The following is an 18,289-nucleotide window of genomic DNA, read 5'->3' on the forward strand; positions in this document are numbered from 1 at the left end:
ATCACCATGATATATATGTATTTTTATGGTATCGAAACATTCTTACGCTTATAGTGCCAGTGCTTTTTCGCACATCTCAAACTTGAAGGATCAAATGAAATGGCTATTCCAGCTTATCTGTGGTTAAAGGACGATGGCGGCGCGGACATCAAAGGATCTGTGGATGTTCAGGATCGCGAAGGCAGTATTGAAGTCACCGGTTTTTCCCATAACTTGAGTATTCCTACAGATGGAATGACCGGGAAACTTACCGGAACGCGAAAACACTCTGCCGTACTTATTCAGAAAGAATTTGATAGCTCTAGCCCATACCTCTACAAAGCTGTTGCCACAGGCCAGACTCTCAAAACAGCCGAATTTAAATGGTATCGTATCAATGACGCTGGTCAGGAAGCGGAATACTTCAACATGTTGCTTGAAGGTGTGAAGATTGTGGGCGTTTCACCCGTAATGCATGACACCAAAGATTCAACAAAAGAGAAGCATAACCACCTTGAGTGCATAGAACTTCGCTATGAGCGAATTACCTGGAAGCACTGCGACGGAAACATCATGTTTACCGATAGCTGGAAAGAGAGAGCGCAGGCGTGAGATACCCAACGTTAGCGGCTTCACCTCACCCGCCGTTTGATATTTCCTCTTTCGCCCCGCCAGGCGTAAACATCGTCAGTAATATGATGATGTCTAAATTCCATCATGGGCCATCAGCTCTAACATATGAGTGGTTTTATCAGCAGGTAAGATTGCATGGTCCTTGGGACTATAAAACACGGGTTGGCCGGCAATATGAAAATTTTGGCAATTTTCACTATGGCGCAGTCGGTACAGCGGCTGGCATTACTGAACCTGTTTTATTGCGCGCTGCCGGATGGGCTCAATCCAGATCGGGAAATCTCAGGGGAATCGGCGGAATGTGGTATGGACCGCCCCCTTACGGTGACGACCCCAACGATCAATTCTGGATTAAATGCGGGATCAATTATGCAAAAAGAGCGGGTTTTTAAGAAGCGCTATGCTCTAGTGCCAATGTTTTTTGCGTTAATGATGTTCGGGTGGATTTTTCATTCTCTTAACTTTCCTATAGAGCAATCACTATACAAGAAGGAAAAGGTGAATAATTTGGCCGTCTTGTACATTACAGAAGCCAGTGCTGGTGCGATGACATCGTTTTCCTATCGGTATTATTTGCATGATGCAAAAAAAAGTGAGCAAGATTTTATGGATCATATTGATGATGAAACACCGTTCATGATTACCTCAGATGAGAATGCGAAAGTTACCGTGAAGGACGGCCAGGTCTATTTAAGCGTTCACGGGGAAGTATTTTCGTACAGAAACACAGGTTATCTGGCCCAGATTCATCTTGACGCATCACCTTATTAACCTTTCTCATCAACGTTGCCCGAAGCAGTCATAGCCAGGGCTTTTCGTTTTTTTGTCCACCAAAGTAATGAGAACTTTCAGAAAGTTAGCCTCATCAACAAAGACTGACACTACGAGTGCTATGCTTTTATCTCACGATAGCGATAAGGAGATGCAGATGAAAAAGACTCACTGGCTGGTTGCCATTTTGTTTGCAAGTGCGATGCCTGCCCTTGCCGCGCCGGAGTCCTGCGAGCGCGTGAAAGATGACATACAGCAGAAGATTGTGAATAACGGCGTGCCGGAATCCGGATTCACGCTGGATATCGTGCCAAACGATCAGGCTGATAAACCTGATGCTCAGGTTGTGGGCCACTGCGCCAACGACACGTTTAAAATTCTCTACACCCGCAACGGCAACGACGCACCTGCCGAGTAAGTGACGTAAGGAAGATATTCTCTCTGGCTTGACCAGGGATAATATCTTCCTACCCCCAAGTAAGTAACATTCACCCATCATCATTCAGGCTGATGTTTCTGGCCGATAATTACAACACGATGGAGTGAACAATGTCTGAGCATCAGCAGCATGAACACCCCGGCGGGATCAGCCGCCGTACCCTGATTAAATCTTCTGCTATCGGTTCCTTAGCTGTTGCCGCCAGCAGTCTTTCTTTACCTTTTACCCTGAAAAGCGCTGCCGCCGCCGTACAGCAGGCGACTCAACCGGATGATAAAGTTGTCTGGGGTGCCTGTTCGGTCAACTGTGGTAGCCGTTGTGCCCTGCGTTTACATGTCCGTGATGAAGAAGTGTATTGGGTTGAAACCGATAACACGGGCGACGATATTTATGGCAACCACCAGGTCCGCGCCTGTTTACGTGGTCGCTCTATCCGCCGCCGAATCAATCACCCTGAGCGCCTGAATTATCCAATGAAACGCGTGGGCAAACGCGGCGAAGGGAAATTTGAACGCATCAGTTGGCCTGAAGCGCTGGATATTCTGACCGCCAGTCTGAAAAAAGTGGTCAGTGAATACGGTAACGAAGCGGTTTATATCCATTACACCTCCGGAATTGTCGGCGGCAATATCACCCGCTCTTCTCCTTATGCCTCTTTGGTCGCTCGTCTGATGAACTGCTACGGCGGTTCCCTCCAGCAGTACGGCACCTACAGTACGGCGCAAATTTCCTGCGCCATGCCGTATACCTATGGCTCGAACGACGGTAACAGCACCTCTGACATTGAAAACAGCAAGCTGGTGGTGATGTTCGGCAACAACCCGGCGGAAACTCGCATGAGTGGCGGCGGTATCACCTATTATCTTGAGCAGGCACGCGAGCGTTCTAATGCCCGCATGATTGTGATTGACCCTCGATACACCGATACCGCAGCTGGCCGCGAAGATGAATGGGTACCGATTCGCCCGGGCACAGATGCTGCGTTGGTGGCGGGTATTGCCTGGGTGCTGATCAACGAAAACCTGGTCGATCAGCCCTTCCTCGATAAATACTGCATAGGCTACGACGAGAAAACGCTGCCGGAAGGCGCGCCAGCCAATGGTCACTATAAAGCCTATATTCTGGGCCAGGGTGACGATGCTACGGCAAAAACTCCGGAATGGGCATCACGTATTACCGGCATTCCGGCTGAAAAAATCATCAAGCTGGCGCGTGAAATCGGTACCGCGAAACCGGCTTATATTTGCCAGGGCTGGGGACCGCAGCGTCAGGCCAACGGTGAGCTGACTTCCCGCGCTATCGCGATGCTGCCTATTTTAACCGGCAACGTCGGCATTAATGGCGGCAACAGCGGCGCTCGTGAATCGACTTACACCATGACCATCGAGCGCATGCCGATTCTGGAAAACCCGGTCAAAACAGCCATTTCTTGTTTCACCTGGACAGATGCCATTGAGCGTGGCGCAGAAATGACAGCCACCCGCGACGGCGTGCGCGGTAAAGATAAGCTGGAGGTGCCGGTTAAGTTCATCTGGAACTACGCAGGCAACACCATCATCAACCAGCATTCGGACATTAACCGCACCCACGACATTCTGCAGGATGAATCGAAGTGCGAAATGATTGTGGTCATCGAAAACTTCATGACCAGTTCGGCAAAATATGCCGACCTTCTGCTGCCGGATCTGATGACCGTTGAGCAGGAAGATATCATCCCGAACGATTACGCGGGCAACATGGGGTATCTGATTTTCAGCCAGCCCGCCACGGCACCGAAGTTCGAGCGCAAACCTATTTACTGGATTTTGAGTGAAGTGGCAAAACGCCTTGGCGATGGCGTGCACCAGCAGTTTACCGAAGGCCGCACACAGGCAGAATGGCTGCAATATCTGTACGCGAAAATGCAGGCGAAAGACGCCCAGCTTCCTTCTTATGAAGCACTGAAAGCGATGGGGATTTACAAGCGTAAAGATCCAAACGGGCATTTTGTTGCCTATAAGGCATTCCGTAACGATCCTGAGGCGAACCCGCTGAAAACGCCGTCCGGCAAAATTGAAATTTATTCAGCGCAGCTCGCAAACATTGCCGCCAGTTGGCAGATTGAACAAGACGACACCATCAGCCCACTGCCGGTATACGCTTCGACATTCGATGGCTGGGACGCTCCGCAGCGCAGCCAGTTCCCGTTGCAAATGTTCGGCTTCCACTATAAAGCGCGTACCCATTCCAGCTATGGCAACATTGATGTGCTGCAAGCCGCCTGTCGTCAGGAAGTGTGGCTGAACCCACTTGATGCGGCAAAACGTGGTATCAGCAACGGCGATATGGTTCGCGTCTTCAACGGACGCGGCGAACTGCGCATTGAGGCGAAAGTGACGCCGCGTATCATGCCCGGCGTTAGCGCCATGGGCCAGGGCGCATGGCATGATGCCAATATGAACGGTGACCGCATTGATCACGGCTCTTGTATCAATACGCTGACAACGCATCGCCCGTCGCCGCTGGCAAAAGGCAATCCGCAACATACTAATCTGGTTGAAATTGAGAAGGTGTAACGCCGCTTGTTCAATCGTCGTATATCGTTAATGAAGTGAATCACCCCGGCGCGGGCTCTCCCGCGCCGCAGCAAGGAAAAGAGTTATGAATCAATCCCGTTTCGTTGAAGCCATCGCCATGAGCGGCCGCGTGCTCGGTGCCCTGTTTTATTTCGATCCGCAAAGCGAACAGGCGGCTCCGTTGGTTAACGCTTTCCGCGACGGCAGTTGGGCGCAGCAATGGCCGGAATCTGTCCCGTTCAACGCAGAACTGATTGAGGATTTTAAGGGCGAGACTGAAGAACCTCTTGCAGAGGCCTGGCAGCGTCTGTTTGTTGGCCCCTATGCTTTGCCAGCGCCGCCATGGGGTTCCGTGTGGCTCGATAAAGAAAGCGTCCTGTTTGGCGACTCTACGCTTGCCCTGCGTCAGTGGATGCGCGAAAACAACATCGCTTTCGACGCTCAGCAAAATGAACCGGAAGACAACTTTGGCACGTTGCTGATGCTCAGCGCCTGGCTGATAGAAAATGGCCGTGATGAAGCATGGCAACAGCTGCTGGCGTGGCATCTGCTGCCGTGGTCTGGCCGTTTTCTGCAAACGTTTATCGATAACGCCGACCATCCTTTCTACCGTGCGCTGGGCCAGTTAGCCCAACAAACGCTGGCCTTCTGGCAAACCGGGTTGCTCATCCCCGTTGCCGAAAAGAAACTCTACCGCTAAGCCTCACCTGCCGAAAGGCAGGTGTCTTAACTTAAATTTCAATAACCTGCAAAACCCCACTTTGTGACAATGTCACTTTTACAATTCCGTTTTAAGACTATTCCTGATTTTGCGGGCTAAGCCGTTACGTCATAAGGCGTAACACCTTGTTTACATTTCATGACGCCCCGCTTTAATTCCGCCCTTTTCTGGAATCCTTCCCAACCGCTTGCTATAGCTCAGTGACCCTGCCGGAACATGGCATAACAACAAGCAACGCCTTCAGGTGATTGCGATAACGCATGCAAACAGGGAGACACACTGCAATGCACAACACTTTACTGACGCGCGCGCTGCTGTTCGTGGTAGCGATTGTCGCTGTCCTCGCACTGCTCACGTGGGGTATTGGCCTTGAGACCCTTAAAGCCCGCCAGGTCGATTTACTCTATCTCGGCCAACAGCACCTGATTCTGGTGTTCTCATCCATGTTTTTTGCCTTACTGGTCGGGATCCCAAGCGGGATTTTACTCAGTCGCCCTGCCGCTCGCGGTGTGGCGGAATACGTGATGCAAATCTTCAACATCGGCAATACCTTGCCGCCGCTGGCGGTGCTGGCTCTGGCGATGGTGGTGGTCGGGATTGGTGACAAACCCGCTATCGTGGCGCTGTTCCTCGCCTCGCTGTTACCCATCGTGCGAAATACCTATTCAGGATTGTGCTCTGTTCCCGGTTCACTGATTGAAGCCGCGAACGGCATCGGTATGACCAAAAGGCAACGCCTCTGGCAAGTTGAACTGCCTAATGCCTGGCCGGTAATGCTTTCGGGGATTCGTATCGCGACCGCCATTAATGTCGGGACCGCGCCACTCGCGTTTTTGATTGGTGCCAGCAGCTACGGTGAGCTGATTTTCCCGGGGATTTACCTCAATGATTTCCCGACGCTTATCCTTGGCGCCGCAGCCACGGCCCTGTTTGCCCTGATCCTCGACACGCTGCTGGCCGGGCTTGGACGCATACTCAGCCCGCACACCGCTGAATAACAACAATAAGGAGCACCCCATGAGACGACTGACGCGTCTGTTTGTCGCCGCCGCTGCACTGGCGCTGATGGCCACTCAGGCCAAAGCGGCACCGATGATTCTGGCGACCAAGAGTTTTACCGAACAGCATATTCTTTCCGCCATGACCGTGCAGTACCTGCGCAAGAAAGGCTTTCAGGTGCAGCCGCAAACCAATATTGCAACGGTGATTTCTCACAATGCGATGATTAACAAGCAGATAGACATGACGTGGGAGTACACCGGCACCGCGCTCATTATCTTCAACCACATTAACAAGCGTATGTCACCGGAGGAGTCCTACGACACGGTGAAACGTCTTGAGGCCAGACATGGCCTGGTGTGGCTGAAACCGGCTGAAATGAATAACACCTACGCCTTCGCCATGCAGCGTAAACGTGCTGAAGAAGAGAACATCAACACCATGTCCGAAATGGTGGCGAAGATTGAGCATATCCGTCAGACCGATCCAAAGCACAACTGGCTGCTTGGGCTGGATCTGGAGTTCGCCGGGCGTAGTGACGGCATGAAGCCGTTGCAGCAGGCCTACAACATGGAGCTTGACCGCCCGCAGATTCGTCAAATGGACCCGGGTCTGGTGTACAACGCCGTACGTGATGGCTTCGTTGACGCGGGTCTGATTTACACCACCGACGGGCGCGTAAAAGGGTTCGATCTGAAAGTGCTCAAAGACGACAAAGGTTTCTTCCCAAGCTATGCCGTCACCCCTGTCGTGCGTAAAGACACGCTGGAAGCTCACCCAGGGCTGGAAGAGGCGCTGAATACGCTTTCCGGGCTGCTGAATAACGAGGTGATCACCGAGCTGAATAAACGTGTCGATATCGACCATGAAACACCGCAAAAGGTGGCGCATGATTTCTTGCGCAGCAAAGGTCTGGTCTAAGGAGAAACCATGGAAACCCTGCATTACATGATTGATAACTGGGACTATCTGGCGAGCCTGACCTGGCAACATCTGTGGCTGGTTCTGCTGGCTGTCGGGCTGGCGATTGTGATTGGCGTGCCACTTGGCATTTTGATTGTGCGCCACAAATGGCTGGCAACGCCGATCCTTGGGCTGACCACCATCCTGCTGACCGTGCCATCCATTGCGCTATTCGGCCTGATGATCCCGCTGTTTTCGCTGATCGGCCAGGGTATTGGCGCCCTGCCCGCCATTACTGCGGTATTCCTCTACTCGCTGCTGCCAATTGTGCGTAACACCCACACCGCGCTGGACAACCTGCCGCCGGGCCTGCGTGAAGCAGGACGCGGGATTGGCATGACCTTCTGGCAGCGTTTGCGCTGGGTGGAAATTCCGATGGCGCTGCCGGTGATTTTCGGCGGTATTCGTACCGCAGTGGTCATGAACATCGGCGTAATGGCGATTGCCGCCGTGATTGGTGCCGGTGGGCTTGGCTTACTGCTGCTCAACGGGATTGGCGGCAGTGATATTCGTATGTTGATTGCCGGGGCGCTGATGATTTGCCTGCTGGCTATTGTGCTCGACTGGTTGCTGCACCGTCTGCAGATTGTCCTGACACCAAAGGGGATTCGATAATGATAAAGTTAGAAAATCTGACCAAACAATTTACCCAGAAGAACGGCCAGAGTTTTAACGCCGTCGACAACGTGAACCTGAACGTGCCGGAAGGCGAAATGTGCGTTCTGCTCGGCCCTTCCGGCTGTGGCAAAACCACTACCCTGAAAATGATAAACCGGCTGATCCCGGCAAGCAGCGGGAAAATCCTGATTAACGGCCAGGACACCAGCGAGATGGACACCGTCTCTCTGCGTCGCAACATTGGTTATGTCATCCAGCAGATTGGCCTGTTCCCGAATATGACCATCGAAGAGAACATCACCGTGGTGCCACGCATGTTGGGCTGGGATAAAGCTCGCTACAAAGCGCGCGCCGAAGAGTTGATGGATATGGTCGCGATGGACCCGAAAAAATTCCTCAATCGTTACCCGAAAGAGATGTCCGGCGGTCAGCAACAGCGTATCGGGGTGATCCGTGCGCTGGCGGCTGATCCTCCGGTTCTGCTGATGGATGAACCTTTCGGTGCGGTCGACCCGATCAACCGTGAAGTTATCCAGAACCAGTTTCTCGATATGCAGCGTCAACTGAAAAAAACGGTGATGCTGGTCAGCCACGATATCGACGAAGCGCTCAAACTAGGCGACCGTATCGCCGTGTTCCGCCAGGGCCGAATTGTGCAATGCGCCAGCCCGGATGAGCTGCTGGCGAAACCTGCCAATGAATTTGTCGGTTCCTTTGTGGGCCAGGACAGAACCCTGAAACGCCTGCTGCTGGTTTCCGCTGGTGACGTCACCGATCAACAGCCGACGATTACGGTGAAGCGAGACACCGCCCTGCCGGAAGCTTTCGCCACCATGGACGACAACGATATTCGCGCCATCACTGTTGTCGATAACGACGGTAAACCGCTGGGCTTCGTTAAGCGCCGTGAAGCACGAAATGCCAGCGGAAGCTGTGCCGACTTGCTTCACCCGTTCCGTGTCACCGGTAAAGCGGAAGATAACCTGCGCGTGGTCTTGTCCAAACTGTATGAAAGCAACACCAGCTGGATGCCGATTGTCGATGAGGATGGGCGCTACAACGGTGAAATTTCACAGGACTATATCGCGGATTATCTCAGCTCCGGCCGTACGCGTCGGGCGTTGAATATTTATTCTGCGGATTGACGAACGAATCCCCCATCTGGGGTAACGCCGTTCACTTAAGCCAATGAATTAGGGGAAACACCGGGATTTGGTTCCCGGAGGGACGCCAAACCCGGTGGTCGCCCCGGATATCTCGGTCTTAAACTAACGGTGTTACCATCTGGGGGATTTTTTATAAAAATTGATTACCCCTACCTCACTTTTATTCTCCACGCGGCTCCATTAAACTTGTTAAAAATACTGGAGTCCATAATGCGCCTTTTAACTATCCCTCTGATTTTATTGCCTCTTACTAGCTTTGCCTCATCAATTGCAAGCATTCAGCAATCGTGTGAATCGCAGTTTTCAAAATTTCCAGAAATGGCATCGTGTCTGACCAAAAATGTGCGTGCTGATGATTTCCTCTACAGCAGCTCACAGGCTCGTCTTTATGTTGCTACCGCGACTAATCTGGCAGGAAAAGTCCGTCGTGGCGAAATGTACGATGACGAAGCTACATTGGCTTTGGAAGAAAAGTACAGTCAACTTAATGCTGAGTATGTTCACGAAGTTCAGGCCAATCAAAGCCCTGTGAGCACTTACATTAAAAAACGTCTCGATAATGCAGGTAAAATTCAGGTCGACGTTCACCAAAAATAACTATGGGATCTTGGCGCACAACACCTCCAATTGATAAGGAGCTACTGAGTTTTCACAATCAAACTCAATGAGTTGTGTATAATTCAGTATCTTATATCCATCGTGTGAATCTAATGCACCGTCTTCACGCTTACCCTGATATTCAGGCGATGTTCCGCCGTTTACTGATTGCGACGCTAGTCGGCATCCTCGCCTCGCTCGCTGTGGCGCTGTTTCGTCACACCATGTACTTACTGGAATGGGTTTTGCTCAGCAATGACAGCGGCAGCCTGGTGAATGCCGCGGCGAATTTGCCTGCGTGGCGGCGTTTGCTGACACCTGCATTAGGCGGTTTAGCGGCCGGATTATTGTTGTGGGGATGGCAGCGATACACTCGTCAGCGCCCTCACGCGCCCACTGACTATATGGAAGCGCTGGAAACGGAGGACGGCAAGTTCGATTACGGCGCAAGTCTTATCAAGTCGCTGGCCTCGCTGTTAGTGGTCGTCAGCGGCAGCGCGATTGGGCGTGAAGGTGCCATGATTTTACTGGCAACGCTGGCAGCTTCTTTCTTTGCGCAGCGTTTCACACCAAAAGCTGAATGGAAATTGTGGATTGCCTGCGGGGCCGCTGCCGGGATGGCGAGCGCGTATCATGCACCACTGGCGGGCAGCTTATTCATCGCTGAAATTCTCTTTGGCACGCTGATGCTGGCCTCACTCGGCCCGGTTGTGGTTTCTGCGGTGATTGCATTGCTGATGACGAACCTGCTCAGCGGTGGCCCTGCGCTGCTTTATACCGTTCACGTCGCCGCGCCACACGGTGCAGCAACGTATGGATTAATGTTAGCCACCGGTCTGGTTGCCGGGCTTTGCGGCCCGCTGTTTGTCTGGCTGATGGGGTTCACCCATCAACTTTTTTTACGCCTGAAACTCACGCCGCCCTTACAACTCGCGTTGGGCGGGTTGATTGTCGGCCTGCTTTCCCTCCTCACGCCTGCTGTGTGGGGAAATGGCTACAGCGTGGTGCAAAACTATCTTCTCGCACCGCCGGTGTTTGCCCTCATTGGCGGTGTCTTTATCTGCAAATTGCTGGCCGTGCTGGCAAGTAGCGGTTCTGGCGCACCGGGTGGGGTGTTCACCCCTACGTTGTTCGTCGGAATGGCGGTGGGCATGCTGTTCGCCAGAATGTGGGGAATATGGCTGCCGGACGGCAATGAAATGGCCATCTTACTGGGGTTAACTGGTATGGCGACACTGCTGGCCGCCACGACGCATGCGCCCATTATGTCGACACTGATGATTTGTGAAATGACCGGGCAATATGCCTTATTGCCCGGTTTGCTGATTTCCTGCGTGGTGGCGTCGGTGCTGTCGCGAACCTTACGCCAGGACTCCATCTACCGTCAGCATGTTGCCGAACAGGGTTAAATCGACATACTGGCCCAATTCTCGCTGTTCTGCGCGCGGCAGATAAGGCAGCTCGCCCACTAAGGGCGCAGGGATTTTTTTGCTCAACACATCAATGATTTCAGCATAGTGCGCCAGGCCTGGGTTAATGCGATTCGCCACCCAGCCAATCAACGGCAAGCCATCGTTGGCGATAGCCTGTGCTGTCAGCAAGGCGTGGTTAATGCAGCCTTCCTGGATGCCCACCACCATCACCACCGGCAGCTGTTCCTGCACGACCCATTCAGAGAGTGGACGTAAATCGTTCATCAGGTTACGCCAGCCACCCGTGCCTTCGACAACGACGTGATCCACACTGTCGCTGAGCGAAGCCAGGCCTTTTGACAGCAGCGTGTAATTAATCGGGCAACTGTGTGCGACGCTACTTTCCTCTTCGCTCAGGGCGATAGGATTAATAGCGCTGTATGGCAATTCAGGGGTAGAAACACTTTGCAGTACCAGCGCATCTTTATTGCGCAGTCCTTCTGGCGTTTCCTTGCTGCCTTTGGCGACAGGTTTGTAGCCCGCCACGCTTTTGCCTTGAGCGGCAAGCGCTTGCAGCAGCGCGCGCGACACCACGGTTTTACCTACCGCTGTATCCGTACCGGTTATAAAGAAACGCTTAAGCATGATGACTCCACAGCTTTGTCGTGAATTTGGACATCGGGGTGATAATTCAGAGCCGTAGAAGTGTACGTGATAGCCCGAAAAGGCGGCTTGCGTTAGCGCAATTTTTGGCTTAACAGTGTGAAATTGTTAACCCTGTAACAGTCTGATCAGCAGCGATCCGTTATAGAGCGCGTCTTTGACCAGCGCGGCACCGGTCATAGTGCCACGATTGAGGAATTGGGTGCTTTCGACGGCGATGTGCTTGCTGTACGCCGGTAAAGCTTGCTGGCGAATACAGGCGCTAATGGCAGGAAACAGAATGTCAGCCGCCTGATTAAACGGCGAGCCAATCAGAATTTTTTGCGGGTTAAATAAATTCACCATAATGGCGAGAATACGCCCAACGTGGGTCCCTACGCCGCTGATGATATCTTTGGCCAGCAAGTCGCCCTGCAAGGCCGCCTGGCACAACCATTCCACCGTCAGCGGTTGCTGGTGCAACATTGAGCTCATCGACTGCTTCATGCGCACCTGCGTCAGTTCCAGCACGCTCTCCACGCTGGCGATGGTTTCAAGACAGCCATGATTTCCGCAATAACAACGCTTCCCATACGGGTCAACCTGAGTGTGACCAATTTCGACCAGGCTGCTGCTGCCCGCGTGCAGCAAGCGCCCGTCAGTGATGACGCCTGCGCCCACGTTATGGTCTATCACTACCTGAATCACATCACGTGCGCCGCGCGAGGCACCGAACAACGCTTCAGCCATGGTCCATGCGCTGATGTCATGTTGCAGATACACCGGCACGCCAGTGCGTGATTCCAGCGCTTCGCCCAAGGCAACGTCTTTCACATCGTCATAAAACGGCATGCGGTGGATGATGCCATTCTCGGTATCAATGATCCCCGGCAATGTGATCGCAATGGAGGTGAGGCGTTCCAGCTTTTGTTGATGGCGAATAAAAAAAGCGTCGATGTGTTCGATTACGCGTTCAAGGAAAGGTTTTACGTCAATCAGCGGCAGCGTTTGTTCTTCTTCCACCACCAGCTTGCTGCTTAAATCGCGCAATGCCAGATTGATTTCACCGCGGCTGATGCGCAGTGACAGATAGTGCCAGGCCTCGGTTTCAACCATCAGCCCAACAGCTGGGCGGCCTCGGCTGCCTGGCTCCTGAATTTCAGTTTCCTGCACCAGATGGGCTTCGAGCATTTCGCGAACAATTTTGGTGATACTGGCGGGAGCAAGTTGCGCAAGGCGGGAAAGGTCGATTCGCGACACAGGACCGAGCTGATCAATCAGGCGGTAAACCGCGCCCGCGTTGGTCTGTTTGATCTGATCGATATGCCCTGGCTGACTTTCTGCTACCACCGCAGACTCCCTTATTTTCGCGCTTCGAAATAAACTTCTGCTATGGTGAAGCACTTCGACGTAGCTCGTCAAATTTTTACTTAGGCTTGTGATTTACCGCACATTTTTTCACGCTTTTGGCGGTAAAAAGTGACCGTTTACCGCCGCTAATAGCTGTTGACGAAAGCGGGACGCCGCCTGACTCTGCTCGCGGTGTTTTGCCCACACCAGCCACATTTCCGACACGGCCTCAGGATCGGCAATAGGTAACCAACGCATCTCGTTGAGTTGGACCCGTTTGAAGGAAGCCGGCAGGATGGAAACGCCCAGCCCGGCAGACACCAGTCCGATAATCGTCATCGCCTCGCCGACTTCCTGGGTAATCGCCGGCGAACCGAAGCGGCGCAGCAGGCCGAGAATATCGTCGTACAGCCCTGTTCCGACATGTGGATCGAAAAACACCAGCGGTTCGAGAACCAGTTCAGCCAGCGTGACCGACTCTCTTTGTGCCAGAGGATGATCGCGCGGCACCATCGCCAGCAGGGGTTCATGGAGGATAACCTGATGCTCTAACGTGTCGGGAAGATGGGTTTTTCGCATCAGCCCTAAATCCAGCGCGCCTTCACTTAACGGCGCAATTTGCTCTCGCGTGTTGCTTTCCCGGGTCTGAATATGCACGTCAGGGTACTGACGACGAAAACGAGAAAGCGTGTCTGACACAGCGGAAATAAAAGGCGCAGAGGAAGTAAACCCGATGCGCAACTCCCCGGTTTCCCCTTGATGCAAACGGGCTGCACGGGCAGCGGCATCCTCCACCTGAAGCAAAATTTGCCGACTGTCTGCCAGGAACTGCTTGCCCGCTTCCGTCAGGCTGACGCTGCGGTTGGTTCGGGCAAATAATCGGGCCTCAATTTGATGCTCAAGGATCTGAATTTGTTGGCTTAACGGCGGCTGAGAGATATTCAGCCTGGCAGCGGCACGCCCAAAATGAAGCTCTTCTGCCACAGCGACGAAATAGCGCAAGTGCCTTAACTCGATATTCATATGTTATAAGTATCAATTGAGATTATTAATATATTAGACAGAATATTTACAATTTCCTACCCTGAAGATGTGACCTAAGTTGCACTTTACTCAGCCGTTTTCATCCAAGGACATCCCGTGAGCCGTACGACCACCGTTGACACCCCCCCGGCCAGTGACGTCAGCGAACCCCGATTTGCCGACCCAAACCAGTTCATCCAGCGCGGTACGCCACAGTTTATTCGCGTCACCCTGGCGCTCTTCTCTGCCGGACTTGCCACCTTCGCCCTGCTCTACTGTGTACAGCCTATATTACCGGTGCTGTCACATGAGTTTGGCATTTCACCCGCCAGCACCAGTATTTCGCTTTCTGTTTCTACGGCGCTGCTTGCGGTAGGTTTGCTGTTCACCGGGCCACTTTCGGATGCCATTGGGCGTAAACAAGTGATGGTGACGGCGCTTTTACTGGCCTCGGTCTGTACTCTGCTTTCCACGATGATGACCAGCTGGCACGGCATCCTTATCATGCGAGCCCTGATTGGCCTTTCCTTAAGCGGCGTGGCCGCGGTCGGGATGACCTATCTCAGCGAGGAAATTCACCCGAGCTTTGTGGCGTTTTCGATGGGGCTCTACATCAGCGGTAACTCCATTGGCGGCATGAGCGGCCGTTTGCTTACCGGTGTGATGACCGATTTCTTTGGCTGGCGCGTAGCCATCGCCATGATTGGCTGCTTCGCCCTTGCCGCTGCGCTGATGTTCTGGCGAATTCTGCCGGAGTCCCGCCATTTCAGAGCATCATCCTTACGCCCCAAATACCTGTTCATTAACTTCCGCATTCACTGGCGCGACCGCGGGTTGCCGCTGCTGTTTGCAGAAGGATTTCTGCTGATGGGCGCGTTTGTCACGCTGTTTAACTACATTGGATATCGGCTGATGATGTCGCCGTGGTCGCTGAGCCAGGCGGTCGTCGGTTTGCTGTCCGTGGCTTATCTCACTGGCACCTGGAGCTCACCAAAAGCAGGTGCCATGACCCAACGCTTCGGGCGTGGCCCGGTGATGGTCGGCTTCACTGCGGTGATGTTGTGCGGTTTGTTAATGACCCTGTTTTCTTCTCTGTGGCTGATTTTCATCGGTATGCTGCTTTTTTCCGCAGGCTTCTTCGCCGCTCACTCCGTTGCGAGCAGCTGGATTGGCCCTCGTGCAAAACGCGCACGCGGACAGGCTTCGTCACTGTATTTATTCAGCTACTACCTGGGTTCAAGCATTGCAGGGACGCTAGGCGGCGTGTTCTGGCATAACTGGGGATGGAACGGCGTGGGAGGATTTATCGCAGCAATGCTTGTCCTGGCGCTAGTCACAGGCATTTGCCTGCATAAACGCCTGCATTAATCTACCGTGCCCGCCTTCGTGCGGGCCGCTTTTCGATCAGCCGAATAAGGCAGCTAAGCCGCCCATATCCTGCACTGCACCAATCGACAGCAACGTGACAAACACCCAGATGAACGGATTCATGATTTGCGGCACACTCTGACCTGTGTTAGTGATCAGCATGGTCGAAATACCGTAATTCGCCTCATACTTTCGTCGTATTTTTGACTCTCCTCGCAAACTGGCGTCAATCACTCGGATCAAAGCCCATGGAAAAGAACAACTACTCGCAACTCGTCCGTACTTTCCAGCGTTTATCACGCTTCTCTCACCTCTCGGCTATCGCTGGCTGGGATATGGCCGCGATGATGCCCGCCGGTGGCAGCACCGCTCGCGGTGAAGCACTGGCTGAACTTGGCGTGCTGCAGCACCAGATCCTTACCGACTCACAGGTAGGGAAATGGCTGGAGAACGCAAAACAGGAAAAGTTAAGCGAAGACGAACAGGCGAACCTGAGGGAAATGCGTCTTGCTTATTCGCAGGCAGCGTTACTGCCGGAAAGCCTGGTGGAAGCGAAATCGCTGGCAGGTAATCGCTGTGAACACGCCTGGCGCACCCAGCGTAAAAATAATGACTGGGAAGGCTTCGCGGTCAACCTGAAAGAAGTGGTTCGTCTGAGCCGTGAAGAAGCCAAAATCCGTGCAGAAGCGGCGGGTAGTTCACCTTATGACGCCATGCTCAATCTGTACGAACCGGGAATGACCAGCAGTCGTCTTGATACCCTGTTTGCCGATCTGAAAAGCTGGCTGCCTGATTTGCTGCAAAATGTGGTGGAAAAGCAGGCTTCGCAAAAGCTCATCGACCCGCAAGGCCCTTTCCCGGTTGAGGCTCAACGCGAGCTGGGGCTGGAAACCATGGCGCTGCTCGGCTTTGATTTTAACGGCGGCCGCCTGGATGTCAGCACTCACCCGTTCTGCGGCGGCGTGCCTGAAGATGTGCGCATCACCACGCGTTATGACGAAAACGATCTGCTCAGCGCGCTGTTTGGCGTGATCCACGAAACCGGCCATGCCCGTTATGAGCAAAACCTGCCGCGACAATGGGCCGGTCAGCCCGTCGCTCATGCCCGTTCCATGGGTATGCATGAATCCCAAAGTCTGTTCTTTGAGATGCAGCTGGGCCGCAGTGCTGCGTTCCTCAAGCATTTATTGCCTGGCGTTAAACAACGTTTTGGCGATCAGCCTGCCTTCACCCTCGACAACTTCATTGCCTGGAGCCAGCGCGTAGAACGTGGCTTTATTCGCGTCGACGCCGACGAAGTGAGCTACCCGGCCCACGTTATCCTGCGTTACGAAATCGAACGTGCGCTGATTGATGGCGACATCGAAGTGGACGACATTCCCGCGCTGTGGGATGAAAAAATGCAGCAGTATCTGGGCTTGTCGACCAAAGGCAACTACCGCAATGGCTGCATGCAGGACATCCACTGGACGGATGGCGGATTCGGTTACTTCCCTTCTTACACGTTGGGCGCAATGTACGCCGCGCAATTGTTCCAGGCGGCACGTAAGGCCTTACCTGCCCTTGATGCTCAGCTTAATGAAGGCAACTTCGCGCCGCTCTTCGGCTGGCTTCAGCAGAACATCTGGCAGCACGGCAGCCGCTACAGCACGTCGGAACTGATAGTGAAAGCCACAGGGGAAGATCTTAACAGCCGTTATTTCCGTGAGCATCTCACTGCACGTTATTTATAATTCATCTTTCGACTTTCATTTTTAAATAACCAAAAGCCTCATCACGAGGCTTTTATTTCCACTCTCTCTGTCACTTTCCAGCTTCAATATTTAGAAAGAGGTTTTGAATAAGCATCGGAATAATTACAAGGTACTATCCCCATCTATTTTAATCATACTGCTGGGGTAGCACTATGAAGGTTTTAACTTCATCAATCATTCTTTTGGGAACGCTTTTCACCGCCACTGCGGCGCAGGCTGAACACCAGTCTGTCGCGCTTGGCTACGCACAAAGCAAGATCCGTGGCTCAGGAACGCTGCACGGTGCCAGCCTTAAATATCGCTATGAGAATGAAGAAATCTCGCCATGGGGAATAATGGGTTCCGCGACCTGGATGAAAGGTGACGATAGTTTTAGCTACCACGATGAAATGGGTCAACAATCACGTGATTATGCCACAACCTATTATTCGGCATTGGTTGGACCGGCATTACGAGTTAATGACTGGATGAGTCTGTATGCTGATATGGGGATCGCGCATGTCGATGTCGATAAAACATCTCATAATGAAACACTGCAAGTCACTGAAAGGCATTCACACGCCTACACCAGCTTTGCCTGGGGTCTTGGGTTTATTTTCAATCCAACCGAGACAATTACGCTCAATGTCGGTTACGAAGGGACGGATGCTGATACGTACGGCGATCGTTCCATCAGCAGTACTTTCGACTTTGGCGTAGGTTACCGCTTCTAAGTCACTGAATGCCAATGATCATGACGGGATGTCGGCTTCGTACATATGGTTACAAGCCGATACCAATCACTCACTGAAGGCTTTGAATCACAAGTCTATAGTTCATTTCAACGGCCCCGCAGTGGGGTTGAACATAGAAACCAAATTCGAGGATTTCAGAATGAAAAAAGTATTAGCTCTGGTTGTTGCCGCTGCTATGGGTCTGTCTTCTGCTGCTTTCGCTGCTGACACCGCTGCTACCGCACCGGCTGCTGCGCCAGCTGCAACTCACGCTGCTCCGGCTAAAACCACTCATCACAAGAAACACAAAAAAGCCGCTACCGAGCAGAAAGCTCAGGCTGCCAAAAAGCACCACAAAAAAGCAGCTGCAAAACCAGCCGCAGAGCAGAAAGCTCAGGCCGCTAAAAAGCACCACAAAAAAGCAGCAACCAAACCAGCTGTAGCTCAGAAAGCTCAGGCTGCTAAAAAGCACCACAAAAAAGCAGCAACTAAACCAGCTGTAGCTCAGAAAGCTCAGGCTGCTAAAAAGCACCACAAAAAAGCAGCAACTAAACCAGCTGTAGCTCAGAAAGCTCAGGCTGCTAAA

The 18,289-nt window shown here is 52.7% G+C and carries 20 protein-coding genes; 16 read left to right on the forward strand and 4 right to left on the reverse strand.

The features are described from left to right. The first annotated feature begins 99 nt into the window (after positions 1-99). The 12 genes from ACI2I2_RS01710 (at position 100) to clcB (ending at position 10,850) form a co-directional block, all read left to right on the forward strand. Positions 100-591 carry an Hcp family type VI secretion system effector gene (locus ACI2I2_RS01710; protein WP_404656312.1) on the forward strand — a complete coding sequence of 164 codons (492 nt, stop codon included), beginning with the start codon at positions 100-102 and terminating at the stop codon, positions 589-591. 89 nt (positions 592-680) lie between these two features. Then, entirely contained in the window at positions 681-1,004 is a 324-nt protein-coding gene (locus ACI2I2_RS01715; RefSeq protein WP_404656478.1) for a polymorphic toxin type 44 domain-containing protein, read from the forward strand. Next, a complete protein-coding gene (locus ACI2I2_RS01720) occupies positions 982-1,383 on the forward strand; it encodes a hypothetical protein (protein ID WP_404656313.1) in 402 nt (133 codons plus the stop codon). The genes ACI2I2_RS01715 and ACI2I2_RS01720 overlap by 23 nt, the downstream gene beginning before the upstream one ends. 157 nt (positions 1,384-1,540) lie before the next feature. After that, positions 1,541-1,801 (forward strand): DUF1161 domain-containing protein, encoded by a 261-nt coding sequence (locus ACI2I2_RS01725; RefSeq protein WP_404656314.1) that lies wholly within the window; start codon positions 1,541-1,543, stop codon positions 1,799-1,801. 131 nt (positions 1,802-1,932) lie between these two features. Beyond that, on the forward strand, positions 1,933-4,377 hold the full coding sequence (gene ynfE, locus ACI2I2_RS01730) for a selenate/tellurate reductase subunit YnfE (protein ID WP_404656315.1): 2,445 nt from the start codon (positions 1,933-1,935) through the stop codon (positions 4,375-4,377). Between the two features lie 85 nt (positions 4,378-4,462). Then, positions 4,463-5,077 (forward strand): Tat proofreading chaperone DmsD, encoded by a 615-nt coding sequence (gene dmsD, locus ACI2I2_RS01735; RefSeq protein WP_404656316.1) that lies wholly within the window; start codon positions 4,463-4,465, stop codon positions 5,075-5,077. A 305-nt stretch (positions 5,078-5,382) separates the two neighbouring features. After that, complete coding sequence (gene osmY, locus ACI2I2_RS01740) at positions 5,383-6,096, forward strand: osmoprotectant ABC transporter permease OsmY (RefSeq protein ID WP_404656317.1); 714 nt, start codon at positions 5,383-5,385, stop codon at positions 6,094-6,096. A 19-nt stretch (positions 6,097-6,115) separates the two neighbouring features. Beyond that, positions 6,116-7,018, forward strand: a complete 903-nt coding sequence (locus ACI2I2_RS01745; protein ID WP_404656318.1) for a glycine betaine ABC transporter substrate-binding protein — start codon at positions 6,116-6,118, stop codon at positions 7,016-7,018. Between the two features lie 9 nt (positions 7,019-7,027). Next, positions 7,028-7,675, forward strand: a complete 648-nt coding sequence (osmW, locus tag ACI2I2_RS01750; protein WP_330985301.1) for an osmoprotectant ABC transporter permease OsmW — start codon at positions 7,028-7,030, stop codon at positions 7,673-7,675. Further along, on the forward strand, positions 7,675-8,823 hold the full coding sequence (gene osmV / locus ACI2I2_RS01755; RefSeq protein ID WP_404656319.1) for an osmoprotectant ABC transporter ATP-binding protein OsmV: 1,149 nt from the start codon (positions 7,675-7,677) through the stop codon (positions 8,821-8,823). Before osmW ends, osmV begins: the two co-directional genes overlap by 1 nt. A 231-nt stretch (positions 8,824-9,054) precedes the next feature. Beyond that, a complete protein-coding gene (locus tag ACI2I2_RS01760; RefSeq protein WP_404656320.1) occupies positions 9,055-9,441 on the forward strand; it encodes a hypothetical protein in 387 nt (128 codons plus the stop codon). A 113-nt stretch (positions 9,442-9,554) separates the two neighbouring features. Beyond that, positions 9,555-10,850 (forward strand): voltage-gated ClC-type chloride channel ClcB, encoded by a 1,296-nt coding sequence (gene clcB / locus ACI2I2_RS01765; RefSeq protein WP_404656321.1) that lies wholly within the window; start codon positions 9,555-9,557, stop codon positions 10,848-10,850. Here clcB and bioD read toward each other — a convergent pair. From bioD to ACI2I2_RS01780, 3 genes are all read right to left on the reverse strand, one after another. After that, entirely contained in the window at positions 10,803-11,498 is a 696-nt protein-coding gene (gene bioD / locus ACI2I2_RS01770; protein ID WP_404656322.1) for a dethiobiotin synthase, read from the reverse strand. The two genes, clcB and bioD, sit on opposite strands and share 48 nt — an antisense overlap. A gap of 126 nt (positions 11,499-11,624) precedes the next feature. Beyond that, complete coding sequence (gene mlc / locus ACI2I2_RS01775) at positions 11,625-12,845, reverse strand: sugar metabolism global transcriptional regulator Mlc (RefSeq protein ID WP_404656323.1); 1,221 nt, start codon at positions 12,843-12,845, stop codon at positions 11,625-11,627. 108 nt (positions 12,846-12,953) lie between these two features. Then, positions 12,954-13,868, reverse strand: coding sequence for a LysR family transcriptional regulator (locus tag ACI2I2_RS01780; RefSeq protein WP_404656324.1), 915 nt, complete (start codon positions 13,866-13,868; stop codon positions 12,954-12,956). A 117-nt stretch (positions 13,869-13,985) separates the two neighbouring features. On the opposite strand from ACI2I2_RS01780, the gene ACI2I2_RS01785 reads away from it, so the two are divergent. Continuing rightward, positions 13,986-15,236: an MFS transporter gene (locus ACI2I2_RS01785; RefSeq protein ID WP_404656325.1), complete on the forward strand. Its 1,251-nt coding sequence runs from the start codon at positions 13,986-13,988 to the stop codon at positions 15,234-15,236. A 36-nt stretch (positions 15,237-15,272) separates the two neighbouring features. Here ACI2I2_RS01785 and ACI2I2_RS01790 read toward each other — a convergent pair whose 3' ends face one another. Beyond that, complete coding sequence (locus tag ACI2I2_RS01790) at positions 15,273-15,398, reverse strand: KPN_01571 family protein (RefSeq protein ID WP_404656326.1); 126 nt, start codon at positions 15,396-15,398, stop codon at positions 15,273-15,275. An 86-nt stretch (positions 15,399-15,484) separates the two neighbouring features. Between ACI2I2_RS01790 and ACI2I2_RS01795 the strand changes: the two genes are divergently transcribed. The 3 genes from ACI2I2_RS01795 to asr all read left to right on the forward strand — a co-directional run. Beyond that, positions 15,485-16,969, forward strand: coding sequence for a carboxypeptidase M32 (locus tag ACI2I2_RS01795; RefSeq protein ID WP_404656327.1), 1,485 nt, complete (start codon positions 15,485-15,487; stop codon positions 16,967-16,969). Between the two features lie 173 nt (positions 16,970-17,142). Continuing rightward, a complete protein-coding gene (locus ACI2I2_RS01800; protein WP_404656328.1) occupies positions 17,143-17,703 on the forward strand; it encodes an Ail/Lom family outer membrane beta-barrel protein in 561 nt (186 codons plus the stop codon). A gap of 160 nt (positions 17,704-17,863) precedes the next feature. Beyond that, a partial coding sequence (asr, locus tag ACI2I2_RS01805) for an acid resistance repetitive basic protein Asr (RefSeq protein ID WP_404656329.1) occupies positions 17,864-18,289 on the forward strand: 426 nt, incomplete at its 3' end.

Origin of the sequence: Scandinavium sp. NPDC088450 (assembly GCF_044900545.1) — a bacterium.
Lineage (GTDB): Bacteria > Pseudomonadota > Gammaproteobacteria > Enterobacterales > Enterobacteriaceae > Scandinavium.